Origin of the sequence: Pseudomonas laurylsulfativorans (assembly GCF_002906155.1) — a bacterium.
In the GTDB taxonomy this organism is placed as follows: domain Bacteria; phylum Pseudomonadota; class Gammaproteobacteria; order Pseudomonadales; family Pseudomonadaceae; genus Aquipseudomonas; species Aquipseudomonas laurylsulfativorans.
The window spans coordinates 452,044-469,268 of sequence record NZ_MUJK01000001.1; the positions used below are offsets into that span (position 1 = coordinate 452,044).

Sequence of the window (17,225 nt, forward strand, 5' to 3'; positions counted from 1 at the left end):
GGCTCAGCTCTCGTTCTCATCGAAACCGCTGAAGAAGCTCGCCACGTGTTCGGCGTCCAGCGCCTCGAGGGTAGGCGGGTTCCAGCGTGGTGTTTTGTCTTTGTCGATCAGCAAGGCGCGTACGCCTTCGATCAGGTCGCCGCGTTCGAACCACTGGCGGTCCAGATGCAGCTCCAGGGCGAAGCATTGTTCAAGCGGCAGCTCGCGTCCGCGCCGGAGCATTTCCAGGGTCACGGCCATGGCCAGCGGCGAGCGGGTTTCCAGCAGGTTGGCGGTAGTGACGGCCCACTCGTGGCTGTCGGCGACTGTTACCTGACGCAGTTGCTCCACAATACTCGGCACATCGGGTTGGGCGAAGAAGTGGTCGATGGCCGGGCGCAAAGTCGCCAGTGGCGCGTCGGGCAGTTGCTGTACAGCGAGCTTGGCAAGCAGGCCTTGCAGGTCCTTGAGCGGTGTGTCGTGCCATTCAAGCTGGTCGAGATGTTCGTCCAGCGTGCCCAGTTTGGCGCTTTCGAGGTACCAGTCCGCCAGCCCGCAATACAGCGCATCGGCAGCACGGATCTGCACGCCGCTGACGCCGAGGTAAATCCCCAGTTCACCGGGGATGCGCGGCAGGAAATAACTGCCGCCGACGTCCGGGAAGTAGCCGATGCCGACTTCCGGCATCGCCAGACGGCTTTTTTCGGTGACCACGCGCAAGTCTGCGCCTTGCACCAGGCCCATGCCGCCGCCGAGGACAAAACCGTCCATCAGGGCCAGCACCGGTTTGCGGTAATGGTGGATTGCGAGGTCGAGGGCGTATTCCTCGACGAAGAAGTCTTCGTGCAAGGTGTCGCCGCTTTTGAAGCTGTCATGCAGCGAGCGAATGTCGCCGCCGGCGCAGAAGGCTTTTTCGCCGGCGCCACGCAAGACCACGGCATGGACTTGCGAATCCTGGGCCCAGGCGTCGAGCTGGCGGTGCAGGTTGCGCACCATGTCCAGGGTGAGGGCATTGAGGCCGGCGGGGCGGTTGAGGGTCAGATGACCAATGTGGTTGCGCACTTCGGCCAGCACTTCGTTTTGCATGGCATCCATGGACTGGGTCCCCGGAGAAAACACCTGAGCAGTCATCACTAACTCCCTGCTTTTATTGTTCTTTATCGAGATGCTCGCGCGCGAGCGATGAGGGATCGTATCAGTGCAAATTTGCCTTGTACAACCCGGATAAGTGCAGGTTATCTGTGCATTTTTGCATGTCGATGTCCGGTACTGTTACAGCGTAGACCACGAGGTGTTCAGGCAAACGACGCCAGCAGATCCTCTTCGAAGGCTTTCTGCGCATCACCGGCCACCTGCGCCCGGTGCCGGGCCAGGTGAAACGCGACATCGAAACTCATGTCGCTGCGTCGCACGCACCGGAGCAAGCCTTGGTCTTCCCAGCTGCGGGCAAAGTGACTGGGCAGATAACCGACGTGCTTGCCGGACAGGATGAAGGCGAGGGTGCCTTCGACCTGTTCCGAACGGGCCGAACACAGTTTTCCCTGAAAGGGCTCGTCACTGCGCAGGAAACGGTAGGGGTGATCGACCCGGTCGCTGGCCTGCAGAGCCTGATCGTCCGGGGCCGTGTCGTTGAACAGCGGATGGCCGTGGGCGCAATACAGATGCTGGGTTTCAATGAACAGTTCGCGGTAGTCAAACGCGCTTTGCACTTGCGAGAAATAGCCGATGGCCAAGTCCAACCGCTGTTGCAGCAGCAAGCGTTCCATTTCGCCGGGCATGGCGCTGATCAGTTCGATACGCACTGATTCGTCCCGTTCACGGAAGCGCCGTATCGCCTCGGCCACCCGTTGCAGCACCGATTGATCGAGGGCCTCGGACAGGCCCAGACGCACTTCGCCGATCAAGCGCCCGGCCACGCCATTGGATTGATGGCGGAAGGCTTCGATGGACTCGAACAATCCACGGGTGGCGCTGAGGAGTTGTTCGCCTTTGGGGGTGATCCTGAATCCGCCCTTGCCACGACTGCACAAGCGATAACCAAGGCGGGTTTCCAGTTTGGCCATTTGCTGGCTGATGCTCGACTGGCTCAAGCCCAGTTCGCCCTGGGCTGCACTGAAACCGCCGCATTCCACCACGCTGACAAACAGACGCAACAATTGCAGATCCAGATCGTGGAGTTGGCCGAGCATCAAACATTACTCCGTCATAAAGTCAGGATAATTAACTTGGTATTTTACCAATGTATCCGACGACGCATCCTGCAACCAATTCTTCTGGTCAGGTGTTCGTCATGGCTCCCATGTTCAAGCTGTGTTTACCCGCGCTGTTGCTCGCCGTCGCCGTTTCGGCCCAGGCCGAGGACAAGGTGGTCAATCTGTACAGTTGGGCCGACTACGTCGCTCCCGAAACCCTGCAACGGTTCGAGCAGGAAACCGGCATCCATGTGCGCTACGACACCTTTGACTCTTCGGAAGTACTGGAAACCAAGTTGCTCACCGGCGGCAGCGGTTATGACGTGGTGGTGCCGTCCTCCAGCGTGCTGGCCCGGGGGCTTGCGGCGGGGGCGTTGAAACCGATTCCTCATGAAGGCCTCAAGGGCTACGCCAACCTCGATCCGGACTTGCTGGAAAAACTCGCCACAGTCGACCCGGGCAACCGCTACGGCGTGCCCTACACCTGGGGCACTCTGGGTTTAGGCATGAACGTCGAGGCGGTCAAGCAGCGCTTGCCGGATGCGCCACTCAACAGCCTGGACCTGCTGTTCAAACCCGAGTACGCCAGTAAGTTGAAGGACTGCGGCATCGCTATCCTCGACTCGCCGCAAGAGGTCATCGGACTGGCGCTGCATTATCTGGGTAAAGATCCCTACAGCACTGACAAGAACGATCTGTCAGCCGCCGAGGCGTTGCTGCATCAGTTACAGCCGAACGTGCTGTACGTTGCCACCGGGCGGCAGATCAGCGATCTGGCCAATGGCAGCGTTTGTCTGGCATTGACCTACAACGGCGACGCCAGCATGGCCGCCGATCAGGCGCGCAAGGCCAATAAGCCCTATGAAATCGCCTACCGGATTCCCAAGGAAGGCACCCTCGTGTGGCAGGACAACCTGGCCATTCCCAAGGATGCGCCGCACCCCGAAGCCGCCCGCGCCTTTATCGAGTTCATGTTGCGTCCCGAATCCGTCGCAGCACTGACCAATACGTTGTTCTTCGCCACGGCCAATCAGGCCGCCACGTCGCTGGTGGATGAAACGGTGCGCACCGATCCGGACATCTACCCCCTGGCCGATGTGCGGCAGCGGCTGTACGCCGACCGCAGCATGAGCCTCAAGGACATGCGCCAGCGCACCCGACTGTGGACCACTTTCCGTAGCCGCCAATAATAAAAAGGAGACATCAATGGACGTCCCGATGCAGAACGATCAAGCCCTTACCCGTGACAGCCTTTACGGCACGGCCGCCGAAAGTACCTACGCCGGCATTACCAGTTTCATGCGTCGTCGCTATAGCCGTGACTTGCGCGGGGTCGACGTGGCCGTCAGCGGCGTGCCGTTCGATACGGCGACCAGCAATCGTCCTGGAGCGCGTTTCGGGCCACGGGGGATTCGTGCCGCCTCGGCAGGGATCGCTTGGGAACGGCACTGGCCATGGACTTTCGACCCGTTCGATCACCTGGCGGTGATCGACTACGGCGATTGCGACTTCGACTACGGCTCGCCGCAATCGACCCCGGAATGCATCGAGGCCCATGCCGAGCACATCCTCAACGCCGGCACGGCAATGCTGACCTTTGGTGGCGATCACTTCATCACCTACCCGTTGCTCAAGGCTCATGCGCGCAAGCACGGGGCTTTGTCGCTGATCCACTTCGACGCCCACAGCGACACCTGGCCGGACGAAGAGGGCAAGCGCATCGATCACGGCACCATGTTCTGGCACGCGGCCAAGGAAGGGCTGGTCGACCCGTCGCGGTCGGTGCAAATCGGTTTGCGCACCACCAATGACGATCACCAAGGCTTTCAGGTGCTGGACGCGCGGCAAGTGCATCGCCGCGGCTGCGAAGCGATAGTTGAGGCGATCCGCGCACGGGTCGGCGACAACCCGGTGTACCTGACCTTCGACATCGACTGCCTCGATCCGGCGTTTGCGCCTGGTACCGGAACACCAGTGTGCGGCGGCTTGAGTACGGTGCAGGCGCTGGAGATTCTCGGCGGATTACGCGGGATCAACCTGGTGGGCATGGACGTGGTGGAAGTGGCGCCGGCCTATGACAGCGCAGAGATCACGTCACTGGCGGCGGCGACACTGGCGATGGAGATGCTGTGTCTGTACGCGGCCAGACACAAAGTCGATAAGTAAAACGCAAACCCCCTGTGGGAGCTGGCTTGCTCGCGAAGGCGGTGTGTCAGTTGGTGCAGCGGTAGACTGACACTCCCCATTCGCGAGCAGGCTCGCCCACAGTCGTGATGGGTGTCAGGCCACTGGAACGAATGGCAGGTCGAGGATCTGGCCACCACTGAAGCGTGCGAACGAACCGGAAATGGATTCGTGCGGCACGCCTTTGGCCACTTCACTGACGCCGTCCAGTCGCGCCAATTGCTCAGCACTCAACTGCACATCCAGCGCCCCCAATGTCGCGTCCAATTGCTCGCGGGTGCGGGAGCCTAGGATCGGGATCAGCGCGGTGGTCGAGCGCTTGGCCTTTTCCCGCAGCCAGGCAATGGCCACGTGGGTCGGGCTGGCGTCGAGAGCGGCGGCGACGTCGACCAAGGTGTCGAGCAAGGCGGTTTCGCGGGCGCTTGTTTCGGCGTGAATCAGCACGCCGAGCTTGTTCGCGCGGTTGTCGCCTGCACTGTTGCGATATTTACCGGTCAGGAAGCCGCCACCCAGTGGCGACCACAAGGTCGCGGCCAGGCCCAGGGCTTCGGCCATCGGCAGTTGTTCGCGCTCGGCAGTGCGTTCGGCGAGGCTGTACTCGACCTGGATCGCGGCAATCGGCGCAAAACCACGTACCTCGGCCAACAGGTCGGCACGGGCGATGCGCCACGCGGGGAAGTTTGACAGCCCGGCGTAATGAATCTTGCCGGCACTGACCAGATCGTCGAAGCCACGCAGGATCTCTTCCATGGGCGTGACGCCGTCGCTCATGTGAGCCCAGAACAGGTCGATATGATCAGTCTTCAGCCGTTTAAGACTTTCTTCGACAGCGCGCACCATGTTCTTGCGGCTGTTGCCAGTGTGGGAAATGCCGGCTGCCGGTGTAGTCCCCAGGGTGTACTTGGTGGCGATGACCAGGTGATCTCGTTCTGCGGCGATGAATTCGCTGAGCATGGCCTCGGACTGCCCACCCTGATAGCCATTGGCTGTATCGATGAAGTTGCCGCCGGCTTCCAGGTAGCCGTCAAAAATGCGCCTGGCCTCGTCACGCTCGGCGCCATGCCCCCAACCGGTACCGAAATTACCGGCGCCCAACGCCAGTTCGGAAACACGCAAGCCGGTTTTACGGCCGAAAACTTTGTAATGCATGGGATGACTCCAGAGAGATGGCGACAGGGCTCAATAGATTACTAGTAACATGTATTAAATATGATGCTAGTAATCTGATGCGTCAAGGCGCTTTTTCTTCCTGCACAAAACTGCCGATCATCGGTCGCGTTATCTATGCGCAATGGCATACTGCCGCCCATGACTATCGATTCCCCCTTAAGCGCCTGGCAGCGTGCCATTGAACAAAAGGGTTTCGTCCAGGACGAGGCCCAGGAACATGCCGTGTGGGCGCTGCAAAAGTGCCACGAAGCGCTGCACGAAGGCCGCTCGCCCATTTCCGGCGTATACCTGTGGGGGCCGGTCGGGCGGGGTAAAACCTGGTTGATGGACCAGTTCTACCAAAGCCTGCGCGTACCGGCTCGGCGCCAGCACTTTCACCATTTCATGGGCTGGGTGCATCAGCGCTCGTTTCAACTGACCGGCACCGCCGATCCGCTCAAGGCGTTGGCCCGTGAATTGGCCGAAGAAGTGCGCGTTTTGTGTTTCGACGAACTGTTCGTCAATGACATCGGCGACGCGATCATTCTCGGGCGCCTGTTCCAGGTGATGTTCGAGCAGGGCGTGGTGGTGGTCTGCACGTCCAATCTGCCGCCGGACCAGTTGTATGCCGACGGTTTCAATCGCGACCGTTTCCTGCCCGCCATCACGGCGATCAAGCAGCATATGCAAGTGATTGCGGTGGACGGCGGGGAAGACCATCGCTTGCATCCGGGCGCCGGCTCGCAGCGCTATTGGGTGGCCGAGCCCGGTGAGCCCGGCGCGCTGGGCGAAGTGTTCCAAGGGTTGAGCGGCGGCCAGTCAGTCTCGAGCGAGCCGATCCAGGTCGGTTACCGCTCGCTTGACGTGGTCAAGGCCTGCCCGACGGTGCTCTGGACCCGTTACGCCGCGCTGTGTGAGCAACCCTTCGCGGCCATGGATTTCATCACCCTGTGCGATACCTACAGCGCTATTCTGTTGAGTGATGTCCCCAACCTCAGTGCGCAGAAACGCGCTGGGCGCATTGCCCGTGGCACCGAAGACGGCATCGAGCGGGTGGAGGCGGGGGATCGCGAATTGCCGCAGTTGTCGGTGCATGACGACGGTGTGCGACGCTTCATTGCCCTGGTAGACGAGTGCTATGACCGCAAGGTGCCGCTGTACCTTGAAGCGCAAGTGCCAATGGCGTCGCTTTACACCGAGGGTTATCTGGAGTTCCCGTTCCGTCGCACCCTCAGCCGCTTACAGGAAATGCAATTGCAACGGTTTGCCGAAGTTTGATCGGGAGCAGCGAACATGAATCAGCCTTTGTCGCACCATTTGCTGACCATGGCCTATCAGAACACCTGGGCCAATCACCGACTGGCCAAGGCCTGGAGGCAATTGACCCCGCCAGAACTGAGCGCACCCCGGGTCAGTTTTTTCCCCAGCATCCGCGCCACACTCAATCACATCCTTACCTGTGACTGGTTTTATGTAGACGCCCTGGAGCGCGAACTGCGCGGCGACGATCCGCATCCCGATTACCGGGTGTTTTTCAAGGAGGACGAACCCTGCCTCATGGCGACGGACCTCATTGGTGAACAGGCCCGCGTCGACCGCCGGCTGATTGCCTACTGCGAGCAGATGCGCGACGCTGACCTTGGCAAAATCGTGACCATCGCCCGCGACACCCCGCAACACGACAGCCGACTGCACCTGCTGTCGCATTTGTTCGAACACCAGATCCATCACCGCGGCCAGGTTCACGCCATGCTCAGCGGCACTTCGGTCAAGCCACCGCAACTCGACGAGTTTTTCTGCGCCGGCGAATCGCACTTGCGAGCCGAAGATTTTGCCGAGCTGGGATGGACGGAAGCCTTGATCTGGGGCGTTTGAGCGGCAAAGAATTGTGCGGTTGCGATTGTCGATACCACGGTGCTCGCGCTATGGTCAGCGGGCACTTCAGCGTGACATACATGCTGGGGGCTACTTTATGTGTGATCGAGGATGGAAATGGACTCCGCAGAAATTCTTGTGCTTCAGGCCAGTTACACCAATCCGGTGCATGCCGAGGCTATTTGTCTGGTGTTGAACCACTATGCCGAGGACCCGATGGGGGGTGGCCAGCCATTGCCGGCCGCTGTTCTGGAGCAACTCCCGGCAGAGCTTGCCCGGCGTCCCCACGCCTTCAGTGTGCTGGCCTTTGTCGGTGGCGAACCGGCCGGGCTGGTCAATTGCTTCGAGGGGTTTTCCACCTTTGCCTGCCGGCCATTGGTCAATGTGCACGACGTGTCGGTGGTGAAAAAATTCCGCGGCCTGGGCTTGAGCCAGAAAATGCTGCAAAAGGTCGAGGACATCGCCCGTCAGCGTGGTTGCTGCAAGCTCACCCTGGAAGTGCTGGAAGGCAATGCCGTGGCGCAGGGCTCCTATGAAAAGGCCGGCTTCAGCGCCGGCATGTTCGACCCGGCCCATGGACGGATGCTGTTCTGGACCAAGAGCCTCTAGCTCGACAGAACCTTTGGAGGTCACTTCATTTTCAGCGTGGGCAAGGGGCCCTTGTAGGGGCCCGCTTGCGGGCGATGATCGTTAACGATAACGCGTGTGAGCTGGATAAACGCGGCGCACTTGAGTCTGTCGCCGGCAAGCCGGCTCCTACAGTTTTCCGGGAATGCGTGAAGAACCCAAAAAAAGGGCGTCCATCAGGACGCCCAACAATCATCTCCAACTGTAGCGCCGCAGTCAGAGGCACATGGATCATTTCGGTCTGTAGGTTTCAGTCATTTGTGCGGTTTGATCGTCCGGAACCCGCAACTCAGTGCTTTGGATGGGGTGACCCAAGGCTTGTTGCTGGGCCAGTCGCAGACTTTCGAAGTAATAACGCATGCGTTCTGCTCCGCCTTCGGCAAAAGCGCTGGTTGAACCCAAGGCCATCAGGCCGGCGAGGATCAATGCGGTGTGTTTCATGGTTTGCCTCCCACTACAGATGTCGGATGCCTTTCGTCCATGAATCAATGAATCAGTGTCGAAATGGCATTATCCGCCGATTCGGTTAAATAGGAATTAACTTCACCAACGGCCGTCATGGCTGTAACGGGAGCATGAAAAAGGGGCCGGAATCGGCCCCTGAAAGGATTACTGCTGAACGACCGCGGGTGGCGTCTTTGGCTTCATCAGACTGAAGTCGATCAACGCGCGCTGTTGACGCTCATACGGGTTGCCGATCATCAATGGCCGGGCCTTGAAGCTGTCGCTGACCAGGCTTTTGCTGTGATCGAGTTCGTCGAAGCTCAGGCCCGCCAGATCGGCCCAGGTGTGGATCAAGTGCGAGCTGCTGTAAGGGCGCGAAAGATCACCGGCGAGGTTCCAGTCATGACTTGCCCGCCATTTCGGCGAAGCCCAGGCCATGAACGGAATGGTGTACATCGGCGCTGTCGGCTTGTTTTCGTTGCGCCCCAGAGTGCTGTGGCCCGCGGAATCGAACACGTCTTCGCCGTGGTCGGACAGGTACAGCAGGAAGCCGTTCGGATCGCTCTTGGCGTAGTCCTTGATCAGGCTGGACACCACGAAGTCGTTGTACAGCACGGCGTTGTCGTAGCTGTTGTACGTCGGCAACTGGTCATCGCGAATGCCGGCCGGCACGCCCGTGCGGTCCTGGAACTTCTCGAAGGTCGACGGGTAACGGTACTGGTAGCTCATGTGCGTGCCCAGCAAATGCACGACGATGAGTTTGCGCGGTGCCGCATCGGCCAGGGCCTTGTTGAACGGTTCGATCACGTCGCCATCGTACTGGGCGGCGTTCTGGTTGCGGTTGTTGTTCAGGTACACCTGTTCATCGGCCTGCTCGGAGAAGGTCGTGAGCATGGTGTTGCGCTTGGTCATGGTCTGCTGGTTGGTGATCCAGAAGGTTTTGTAACCGGCCTGTTTCATCATGCTGACCAGCGATGGCGTCGACAAGTACAGGTCGGGGTTTTCTTCGTCGGCAAAGGTCAGGACCTGCTGCAGCGCCTCAATGGTGTAAGGGCGCGGGGTGATGACGTTGTCGAAAACGTCCAATTGATCCTTGAGCTTGTCCAGTTCCGGCGTGGTTTGCCGTGGGTAACCGTACAGGCTCATGCGCTGACGGTTGGTGGACTCGCCGATCACCAGCACCAGGGTCGCAGGCTGGTTGGCCATGGCATCCTTGAGGTTGTGCAGCGGTGGAATCTTGCTGGCGCTGTTGAGCATGTCCTGCATGCCGGCCAGGGTTTCCAGGTAACGGTGATAGGCCACGGCCATCTGCCATGGCACTGCCGGCTCGATGCGGGTTTCGAACTTGTCGAAGCCTTCGGCGAAACTGCCGGTGCGCGAGGTTTGTTTGATCAGCGGATAACCGACCACCGCCACGACAATGGCCACCGCTGCCGCGATTGCCTTGCCACGGGGCAGGTACACCGGGCGCAGGCGGGTCCACAGGAAATAGGCAAAAGCGGTGTGGGCCAGGAACGCCGGGATCATCCACCAGGCAAAGTACTGGGTCATGTACTCGCCGGCTTCCGCCACGTTCGATTCGAACATGATGAAGATGACGCTCTGGGAAAATTCCTGCTGGTAAATGAAGAAGTAGCCCAGGCTCGCCATGGAGCACGCCCACAACACGACGCCGATCACGGCGGCCATGACACGGGTCTGTTTGGGGAACAGCAGCATCGGCGCCAGCCAGATCGCACTCATGACGAAGGCCTGGCGGAATCCGGTAAACCCGGAGGTTCCCGTCAACTGGATCAACAGTTGGGTAATGCCGGAAAAGTACCAGAAGAATACAAACAGCCAGATGAACCCGGCCCAGTCAAAACCTGCCGCAGTCGTATTGCTGCGTTTGAACAAAGACATTCAGCGCTCCAGCCGAGAATTCACTACCACCGCCGGGACTTGGAGATCGCGGACGACGAACGAGGGCCGCGCGGAATCGGGCGGCCTTAAACGCGTAATTATCGTGAAACAATTGTGAAAATTTTGTGAGTTGCCGAAAATGGCAAGGCGTGCGCCAGCACGGAAGCAGTGCAGACTGCTCCCGCTTGAAAGGGGGGAATCAGGCGAGCGGGGCGCGTTGTGGCACAGCCAGGGGTTGGGCCTGACCGGTTTGCAGCAGCAGGCGTAACTGCGCCAGCTCCTGTTTCAACTGATCGCGTTCGTCCTTCAACTGACGCAATTCATCGCGACGGATAGTGACGTAAAGGGTTTGTGCTGGCAGTGCGGTATGTACTGTGCCCATTGCTCACCTCGCAAATGGCGTGTCTCAACTGTAGAACCGCCTCGAAATCAACGGCTGATCTACTATCGGCGCCAATTTTGATTTCTTTTGCTCCCGAATGGAACTTTTTTATTTTTCATTGTCGTTGTGTCTTCGGCTTGATTCCCGACGTTATCCATCAGGATCGGGCACAATGCCCGGAAACTTCACGCCAACGCTCTGGACTAACCTCATGAGTCGCGTTGGGCTATAACCTTTGACACACATTTTATTTGTAGTAGGGAGCATCAGCACATGCAACTCGGGATTATTGGACTGGGCCGCATGGGCGGCAATATTGCACGGCGCCTGATGCTCAACGGGCACACCACCGTTGTTTATGACCGCAATACCGCCTTTGTCGAAGCCCTGGCCGCAGAGGGTTCCACCGGCGTGACCGATCTGCCAGCCCTGGTCGCCGGCCTGGCCAAGCCGCGCGCGGTGTGGGTCATGCTGCCAGCTGGCGCGCCGACCGAAGAAACCATCGACACCCTGAGCACCTTGCTTGAAGCCGGAGATACCATCATCGATGGCGGCAACACCTTCTATAAGGACGATATTCGTCGGGCGAAGACCCTGTCGGAAAAGGGCCTGCATTACATCGACGTCGGTACATCTGGCGGCGTCTGGGGCCTGGAGCGTGGTTACTGCATGATGATCGGCGGCGATGCCGAGACCGTTAAGCGTCTCGATCCGCTGTTCGCAACCCTGGCCCCGGGCCTGGGTGACATCCCGCGTACCAAGGACCGCAAGTCCGACGACGATCGTGCCGAGCATGGCTACATTCACGCCGGTCCCGCCGGCGCCGGGCATTTCGTGAAGATGATCCACAATGGCATCGAGTACGGAATGATGCAGGCCTTCGCTGAAGGCTTCGACATCCTGCAAACCAAAAATAGCGAGAGCCTGCCGCCCGACCAGCGTTTCGACCTGAACGTCGCCGACATTGCCGAAGTCTGGCGTCGTGGCAGCGTGGTGTCCTCGTGGCTGCTCGACCTGACGGCCGATGCCCTGGCCAGCGATCCGAAACTCGACGGTTTCTCCGGGTCGGTGGCTGACAGCGGTGAAGGTCGCTGGACCATCGAAGCCGCGATGGAGCAAGCGGTGCCGGTACCGGTGCTGTCGAACTCGCTGTTCTCGCGCTACCGATCGCGTGGGCAAGGCACCTTTGGCGACAAGGTTCTCTCGGCCCAGCGCTTCGGCTTCGGCGGCCACGTGGAGACTGCGAAAAAATGACCCATGTGATCCGCAGGAAATCCAAGGCTGAGCCCGCACCAGCGACGACGCTGTTTCTGTTTGGCGCCCATGGTGACCTGGTCAAGCGGCTGTTGGTGCCGGCGCTGTATAACCTCAAGCGCAATGGTCTGCTCGGGGATGGACTGCGGATCATCGGCGTTGACCACAACGCCATCAGCGATGAAGGTTTTGCGCAAAAGCTCGAAGACTTCATTCGCGGCGAGATGGCTGGCAAGGGTGACCACACCCTTGATCCAGCGGTCTGGTCCAAACTTGCCAAAGGCATCAGCTACGTCCAGGGCGATTTCCTGGATGACAGCACTTATCAAGCGCTGGCGGCGAAAATCGCCGACAGCGGAACCGGCAATGCGGTGTTCTACCTGGCCACCGCGCCGCGTTTCTTCAGTGAAGTGGCACGCCGTCTCGGTGCCGCCGGCTTGCTGGAAGAAACCCCCGAGGCGTTCAGAAGGGTGGTGATCGAAAAGCCCTTCGGCTCCGACCTGCAAACGGCCGAGGCCTTGAATGCCTGCCTGCTCAAGGTGATGACGGAAAAGCAGATCTACCGGATCGATCACTATCTGGGCAAGGAAACGGTACAGAACATTTTGGTCAGCCGTTTTTCCAACAGCCTGTTCGAAGCGTTCTGGAACAATCACTACATCGACCACGTGCAGATTACCGCCGCCGAAACCGTCGGGGTGGAAACCCGTGGCAGTTTTTATGAGCACACCGGCGCGCTGCGGGACATGGTGCCCAATCACCTGTTCCAGTTGCTGGCGATGGTGGCGATGGAGCCTCCCGCGGCGTTTGGCGCCGATGCGGTGCGCGGCGAGAAAGCCAAGGTCGTCGGCGCGATCAGGCCCTGGACGATCGAGGAGGCCCGTGCCAACTCGGTGCGCGGTCAATACGCCGAGGGTCAAATCGACGGCAAGGCACTGCCGGGCTATCGCCAGGAAGACAAGGTTGCGCCCGACAGCAATACCGAAACCTATGTGGCCCTCAAGGTCATGATCGACAACTGGCGTTGGGTCGGGGTGCCGTTCTACCTGCGTACCGGCAAGCGCATGAGCGTGCGTGACACCGAGATCGTCATCTGTTTCAAGCCGGCGCCCTATGCGCAGTTCCGCGATACCGAGGTCGACGAATTGCAGCCGACCTATCTACGGATTCAGATCCAGCCGAACGAAGGCATGTGGTTTGACCTGTTGGCCAAGCGTCCTGGCCAGGCCCTGAAGATGGACAACATCGAATTGGGGTTTGCCTATAAGGACTTCTTCGAGATGCAGCCGTCCACCGGCTACGAGACCCTGATCTACGATTGCCTGACAGGCGACCAGACGCTGTTCCAGCGCGCTGACAACATCGAAAACGGCTGGCGCGCGGTGCAACCGTTCCTGGATGCCTGGCAGCAGGATTCCAGCGTGCAGAGCTATGCCGCCGGGGAAAACGGCCCCAAGGCCGGCGAAGAGTTACTCACCCGTGACGGTCGCGTCTGGCACCGTCTCGGATAATGTGGGAGCGAGCTTGCTCGCGATGGCGGCGGCGCATTCAACATCCTTGTGTCTGACAGACCGGTATCGCGAGCAAGCTCGCTCCCACAGGGCTCGGCGGTGTCAGAGCCAGTAGCTCACCGCATACCACCCCAGCACACCCATCACCACGGTGTACGGCAACGCCATCCAGACCATCCGCCCGTAAGACAGGCGCACCAGCGGTGCGATCGCGGAGGTCAGCAAGAACAGAAACGCCGCCTGGCCGTTGGGTGTCGCCACGCTCGGCAGGTTGGTGCCGGTGTTGATCGCAATGGCCAGCGTCTCGAAATGCTCACGGGTCATCTCGCCCGCCATGAAGGCGCGCTTCACTTCGGTGATGTAAATGGTTGCCACGAACACGTTGTCGCTAATGGCGGACAGCAAACCGTTGGCAATGAACAGCATGCCTGGCTGTTGATCCGCCGGCAGCGCCAGCACCCAGTGGATCAGTGGGGCGAACAGTTGCTGATCGTGAATCACCGCGACCACGGCGAAAAACACCACCAACAATGCGGTAAAGGGCATGGCGTCCTTGAATGCGGTGCCCAGTCGGTGTTCGTCGGTGATGCCAGTAAACGCGGTGATCAACACGATCACCATCAAGCCGATCAGGCCCACTTCGGCAATGTGCAATGCCAGCCCGACAATCAGAATCAATGCAGCGACGCCTTGCACCAGAAGCGCGGCACGCTGGCGTGTGGAGCGCTCGGCATCGTCTTCGGCGGCGTAGTTGGCCAGTACCGCGCGGACGTTATCCGGCAGCAGCGTGCCGTATCCGAACCAGCGCAGTTTTTCCAGCAGGACGCAGGTGAGCAGCCCGGCAACCAGTACCGGTAGGGATACCGGCGCAACCTGGGTAAAGAACTCGGAGAAGTGCCAGCCCATTTCATGGCCGATCAACAGGTTCTGCGGTTCACCGACCAGTGTGCAAACACCGCCCAATGCGGTGCCCACGGCACCGTGCATCAGCAGGCTGCGCAGAAAGGCGCGGAACTGTTCGAGATCGCCCTGATGCAGGGTCGGCAGATGTTGGTCGTCGCTGTACTCGCTGTCCTGGCGCGGATCGTTACCCGAGGCGACGCGGTGATACACCGAGTAAAAGCCGACGGCGGCACTGATGATCACGGCTGTCACCGTCAGGGCATCGAGGAACGCCGACAGAAAGGCCGACAAAAAGCAGAACATCAGCGCCAGCAGGGCCTTGGAGCGAACCCCGAGCAGCAGGCGCGAGAACAGGTACAACAGCAAGTCCTTCATGAAATAGATACCGGCCACCATGAACATCAGCAGCAGGATCACCGGGAAGTTGTGCTGCAGCTCGTCGTACAGCGCCTGGGGTGTGGTCATCTTCAGTAGCAGGGCTTCAATCAACAACAAGCCGCCGGGCATCAGCGGATAACACTTGAGCGCCATGGCCAGGGTAAAGATGAACTCCAGCACCAGCAGCCAGCCAGCGGCCACCGGCCCCACGGTCCACAGCACCAGGGCATTGAGAATCAGAAAGCCGACGATGCAGGCCTTGTACCAGCGGGGCGAGTTCCCGAGAAAGTTGTGCGCGAACGCCTGGGCCATTGAACCGGACATCGGCTGCTCCTTGTTTTAAGAAGCGCGCAAGTTGCCGTAAGCGGGCGAGAAGATCAAGCGCAGGGATAATGCATCGGTTCAACCCAGATATCGCGCGACGACTGCCTTGTAATTCCCATGCAGCGAATAGCCGCCTACGACGATATTTCCATCGGTCTGCGCCGCGACACAGGTGGCGGTATCCAGGCTTGGGCCGAGGCGGGTACGCGTATAACCGCAGCCTGCGCCGAAACGGCAATCGAGATGGCCGTCGGAAAGGTATCGCCCGACGATGAAGTCTGCTTCAACGCCGCCGATGGTTGCGCCCGCCGTGAGCACACGGCCATCGGGCTGCAACTGCGCGGCATTCCACTGGCAGCCGCTGTGGCCAATGACCAGGCGTTGCGGCTGGCCGCCGTTGCAGTGGTTGTCGGGGCGGCCGTTGCTGTGCATTTTATAGGTCACGCAGTGCATCGGCTCGTGGCTGCTGCCCACACACAGGATATCGCCATTGATTTGCTGGACCACCTGACTGACCTGGGCACCTTGCCCGTGCGCCTTGAAGGTCATGAATCCATCCACGGCAAAAGTGTCGTCGAGGTGGCCATCAGCGTGGTAGCGCGCCAGCAAGCCTTCCTCAGGGAAGTTGATCGACCCACCCACCAGAACCCGACCGTCGCGTTGTACCGTCAGGCTGCTCAGCCAGGTGTTCATCAGCAGGTGCCTGACCACGACAAAGCCGCGGCCATTGAACGAGCAGTCCAGTGAGCCTTCGACATCCAGCCGTATCAACAGACCGACGTGATCGGCCAGTTCGAAGTGATGATTGGCCAGGATCAGGATCCGGCCGTCTTGTTGTACGTCCACATCGCAGGCTTCTGCGCCTGGCACACCGGGTGGCAGCCAGACATCGCGCATGCCCAGGGACAAACCACCAGGCAATCGCACGACACAGCGGCCGTTATCGCCAAAGCTTTGAACCAGGCGCCCCGCTTGATCGAACAATGCCAGGGCCGGGAGCGTACGGTGTGCGTTGTCGTATTGCAGACCGGCCAACAGGATATTGCCGTCGGGCATGACCAGTACCTTGGCTCCCATCGCTTCGAAGCCCGATTCGAATTGCCCGATGACGCTGCCTTGCTTGCCAAACCCCAGGTCTGCCGAACCATCCTCCAACAAGCGGGCCAGGCCGAAGCAGCTGCCTTCGGCCATGGTGACTTTGGCCGCCACCAGCAAACGGCCCTGGGCATCGATTGCAACGTCGTTGGCCATGCTGCAAAGGCTGTCGGCGAAATACACCTGGGTTTTGCCGTTGGCGGCAAACGTCGTATCGAGCGTGCCGGTAGTGTTACGGATGGCGGAATGGGCAATAGCGGACTGGATTGGCATGAACCGCATCTCCTTGCGAGTCGTCCTGATCCAGAAGTTTGGGTGGCGACTGTGTAAGGAGGATATTCAATCCCTGAATGGGGAGTTGCACAACTGTAGTAACTAACGGACGGAGAGTCGCTGTGTGCCACAACAGTGTCTTTTCGAACCAATGGCAAGCCTGCAAAGTATCGGCTGCACAAAAGTTCGAACTAACTGAGAAATTAGTGCGGATGGGTGAGAGCGAGCATCTCAACTAAAAACGGGGGAGGGCGCGGATTACCCCGGAGTAATCCGCAAAACGATTAGTGCGGCATCGACCACGACTGCAGTGTGTAACCTTCCTGGCTCAATTCGGCGCGGGCCTGTTCCAGCAGCAGTTCGAGTTGTGCAGGATCGGAATAAGCACTGCTTGGGATCTGCTTGCGGCCAATGCGGGTGCTGGTACGGTCGATAACGGTCAGGCTGAGTTCGCCATTACCGTCCTGTGGAGCCCAGGCCACGCATTTGAATGGTTTAAATGCGCGGTCGGCAATCAGAAGTGCTTCGTTGATACGCAGCGGGGCGTTCATAGGGTCTTCTCTCTGTATGCCCAATCAAGTGATGTGCCGTCGGTTGGGCTTACCGTTCGGCTGGTTACTTGTACTGATGCCCGCAACCGGGGGTTGGGTCACACACAATCAAAAGAAATTTCCACTTTATTTCATATGCTCAAGAATGAGCCTCGCATTGAAAGCTGAATGAAAGGAAAGAGTCGTTAGGTAACTATCAAAC

16 protein-coding genes are annotated in these 17,225 nt (G+C 59.6%); 7 read left to right on the forward strand and 9 right to left on the reverse strand.

Annotated features, from left to right (window positions below; translation table 11 throughout):
• Positions 1 to 3: 3 nt before the first annotated feature.
• Positions 4 to 1,110 carry an enoyl-CoA hydratase/isomerase family protein gene (locus tag B0D71_RS02060; RefSeq protein ID WP_103393243.1) on the reverse strand — a complete coding sequence of 369 codons (1,107 nt, stop codon included), beginning with the start codon at positions 1,108 to 1,110 and terminating at the stop codon, positions 4 to 6.
• A gap of 164 nt (positions 1,111 to 1,274) precedes the next feature.
• Complete coding sequence (locus B0D71_RS02065) at positions 1,275 to 2,168, reverse strand: LysR family transcriptional regulator (protein WP_103393244.1); 894 nt, start codon at positions 2,166 to 2,168, stop codon at positions 1,275 to 1,277.
• A 101-nt stretch (positions 2,169 to 2,269) separates the two neighbouring features.
• On the opposite strand from B0D71_RS02065, the gene B0D71_RS02070 reads away from it, so the two are divergent.
• Positions 2,270 to 3,361: a polyamine ABC transporter substrate-binding protein gene (locus tag B0D71_RS02070; protein WP_103393245.1), complete on the forward strand. Its 1,092-nt coding sequence runs from the start codon at positions 2,270 to 2,272 to the stop codon at positions 3,359 to 3,361.
• Positions 3,362 to 3,377: 16 nt separating this feature from the next.
• Positions 3,378 to 4,337 carry an agmatinase gene (gene speB, locus B0D71_RS02075; protein ID WP_103393246.1) on the forward strand — a complete coding sequence of 320 codons (960 nt, stop codon included), beginning with the start codon at positions 3,378 to 3,380 and terminating at the stop codon, positions 4,335 to 4,337.
• Positions 4,338 to 4,451: 114 nt separating this feature from the next.
• Here the strand turns inward: speB and B0D71_RS02080 are convergent, their stop codons facing one another.
• Positions 4,452 to 5,504 (reverse strand): aldo/keto reductase, encoded by a 1,053-nt coding sequence (locus B0D71_RS02080; protein WP_103393247.1) that lies wholly within the window; start codon positions 5,502 to 5,504, stop codon positions 4,452 to 4,454.
• Positions 5,505 to 5,663: 159 nt separating this feature from the next.
• Between B0D71_RS02080 and zapE the strand changes: the two genes are divergently transcribed.
• The 3 genes from zapE to B0D71_RS02095 all read left to right on the forward strand — a co-directional run bounded on the left by zapE (position 5,664) and on the right by B0D71_RS02095 (position 7,988).
• The gene (gene zapE, locus B0D71_RS02085; protein WP_103393248.1) at positions 5,664 to 6,782 is read left to right on the forward strand and encodes a cell division protein ZapE; all 1,119 of its coding nucleotides are present in this window, start codon (positions 5,664 to 5,666) and stop codon (positions 6,780 to 6,782) included.
• 15 nt (positions 6,783 to 6,797) lie between these two features.
• On the forward strand, positions 6,798 to 7,379 hold the full coding sequence (locus B0D71_RS02090; RefSeq protein WP_103393249.1) for a DinB family protein: 582 nt from the start codon (positions 6,798 to 6,800) through the stop codon (positions 7,377 to 7,379).
• A gap of 117 nt (positions 7,380 to 7,496) precedes the next feature.
• Positions 7,497 to 7,988 carry a GNAT family N-acetyltransferase gene (locus tag B0D71_RS02095; RefSeq protein ID WP_103393250.1) on the forward strand — a complete coding sequence of 164 codons (492 nt, stop codon included), beginning with the start codon at positions 7,497 to 7,499 and terminating at the stop codon, positions 7,986 to 7,988.
• A 249-nt stretch (positions 7,989 to 8,237) separates the two neighbouring features.
• Here the strand turns inward: B0D71_RS02095 and B0D71_RS02100 are convergent, their stop codons facing one another.
• The 3 genes from B0D71_RS02100 to B0D71_RS02110 all read right to left on the reverse strand — a co-directional run bounded on the left by B0D71_RS02100 (position 8,238) and on the right by B0D71_RS02110 (position 10,734).
• On the reverse strand, positions 8,238 to 8,447 hold the full coding sequence (locus tag B0D71_RS02100) for a hypothetical protein (RefSeq protein WP_103393251.1): 210 nt from the start codon (positions 8,445 to 8,447) through the stop codon (positions 8,238 to 8,240).
• Between the two features lie 168 nt (positions 8,448 to 8,615).
• Entirely contained in the window at positions 8,616 to 10,352 is a 1,737-nt protein-coding gene (locus B0D71_RS02105; protein WP_103393252.1) for a phosphoethanolamine transferase CptA, read from the reverse strand.
• 199 nt (positions 10,353 to 10,551) lie between these two features.
• Positions 10,552 to 10,734 carry a DUF6026 family protein gene (locus tag B0D71_RS02110; protein WP_103393253.1) on the reverse strand — a complete coding sequence of 61 codons (183 nt, stop codon included), beginning with the start codon at positions 10,732 to 10,734 and terminating at the stop codon, positions 10,552 to 10,554.
• Positions 10,735 to 10,983: 249 nt separating this feature from the next.
• Between B0D71_RS02110 and gnd the strand changes: the two genes are divergently transcribed.
• Both gnd and zwf read left to right on the forward strand, forming a co-directional pair.
• Complete coding sequence (gnd, locus tag B0D71_RS02115) at positions 10,984 to 11,988, forward strand: phosphogluconate dehydrogenase (NAD(+)-dependent, decarboxylating) (protein WP_338066708.1); 1,005 nt, start codon at positions 10,984 to 10,986, stop codon at positions 11,986 to 11,988.
• A complete protein-coding gene (gene zwf / locus B0D71_RS02120; protein WP_103393255.1) occupies positions 11,985 to 13,499 on the forward strand; it encodes a glucose-6-phosphate dehydrogenase in 1,515 nt (504 codons plus the stop codon). Before gnd ends, zwf begins: the two co-directional genes overlap by 4 nt.
• A 102-nt stretch (positions 13,500 to 13,601) precedes the next feature.
• Here the strand turns inward: zwf and nhaB are convergent, their stop codons facing one another.
• From nhaB to B0D71_RS02135, 3 genes are all read right to left on the reverse strand, one after another.
• On the reverse strand, positions 13,602 to 15,104 hold the full coding sequence (nhaB, locus tag B0D71_RS02125) for a sodium/proton antiporter NhaB (RefSeq protein WP_103393256.1): 1,503 nt from the start codon (positions 15,102 to 15,104) through the stop codon (positions 13,602 to 13,604).
• Between the two features lie 78 nt (positions 15,105 to 15,182).
• Entirely contained in the window at positions 15,183 to 16,472 is a 1,290-nt protein-coding gene (locus B0D71_RS02130) for an NHL repeat-containing protein (protein ID WP_103393257.1), read from the reverse strand.
• A 284-nt stretch (positions 16,473 to 16,756) separates the two neighbouring features.
• Complete coding sequence (locus B0D71_RS02135; RefSeq protein ID WP_103393258.1) at positions 16,757 to 17,023, reverse strand: hypothetical protein; 267 nt, start codon at positions 17,021 to 17,023, stop codon at positions 16,757 to 16,759.
• Positions 17,024 to 17,225 lie beyond the last annotated feature (202 nt).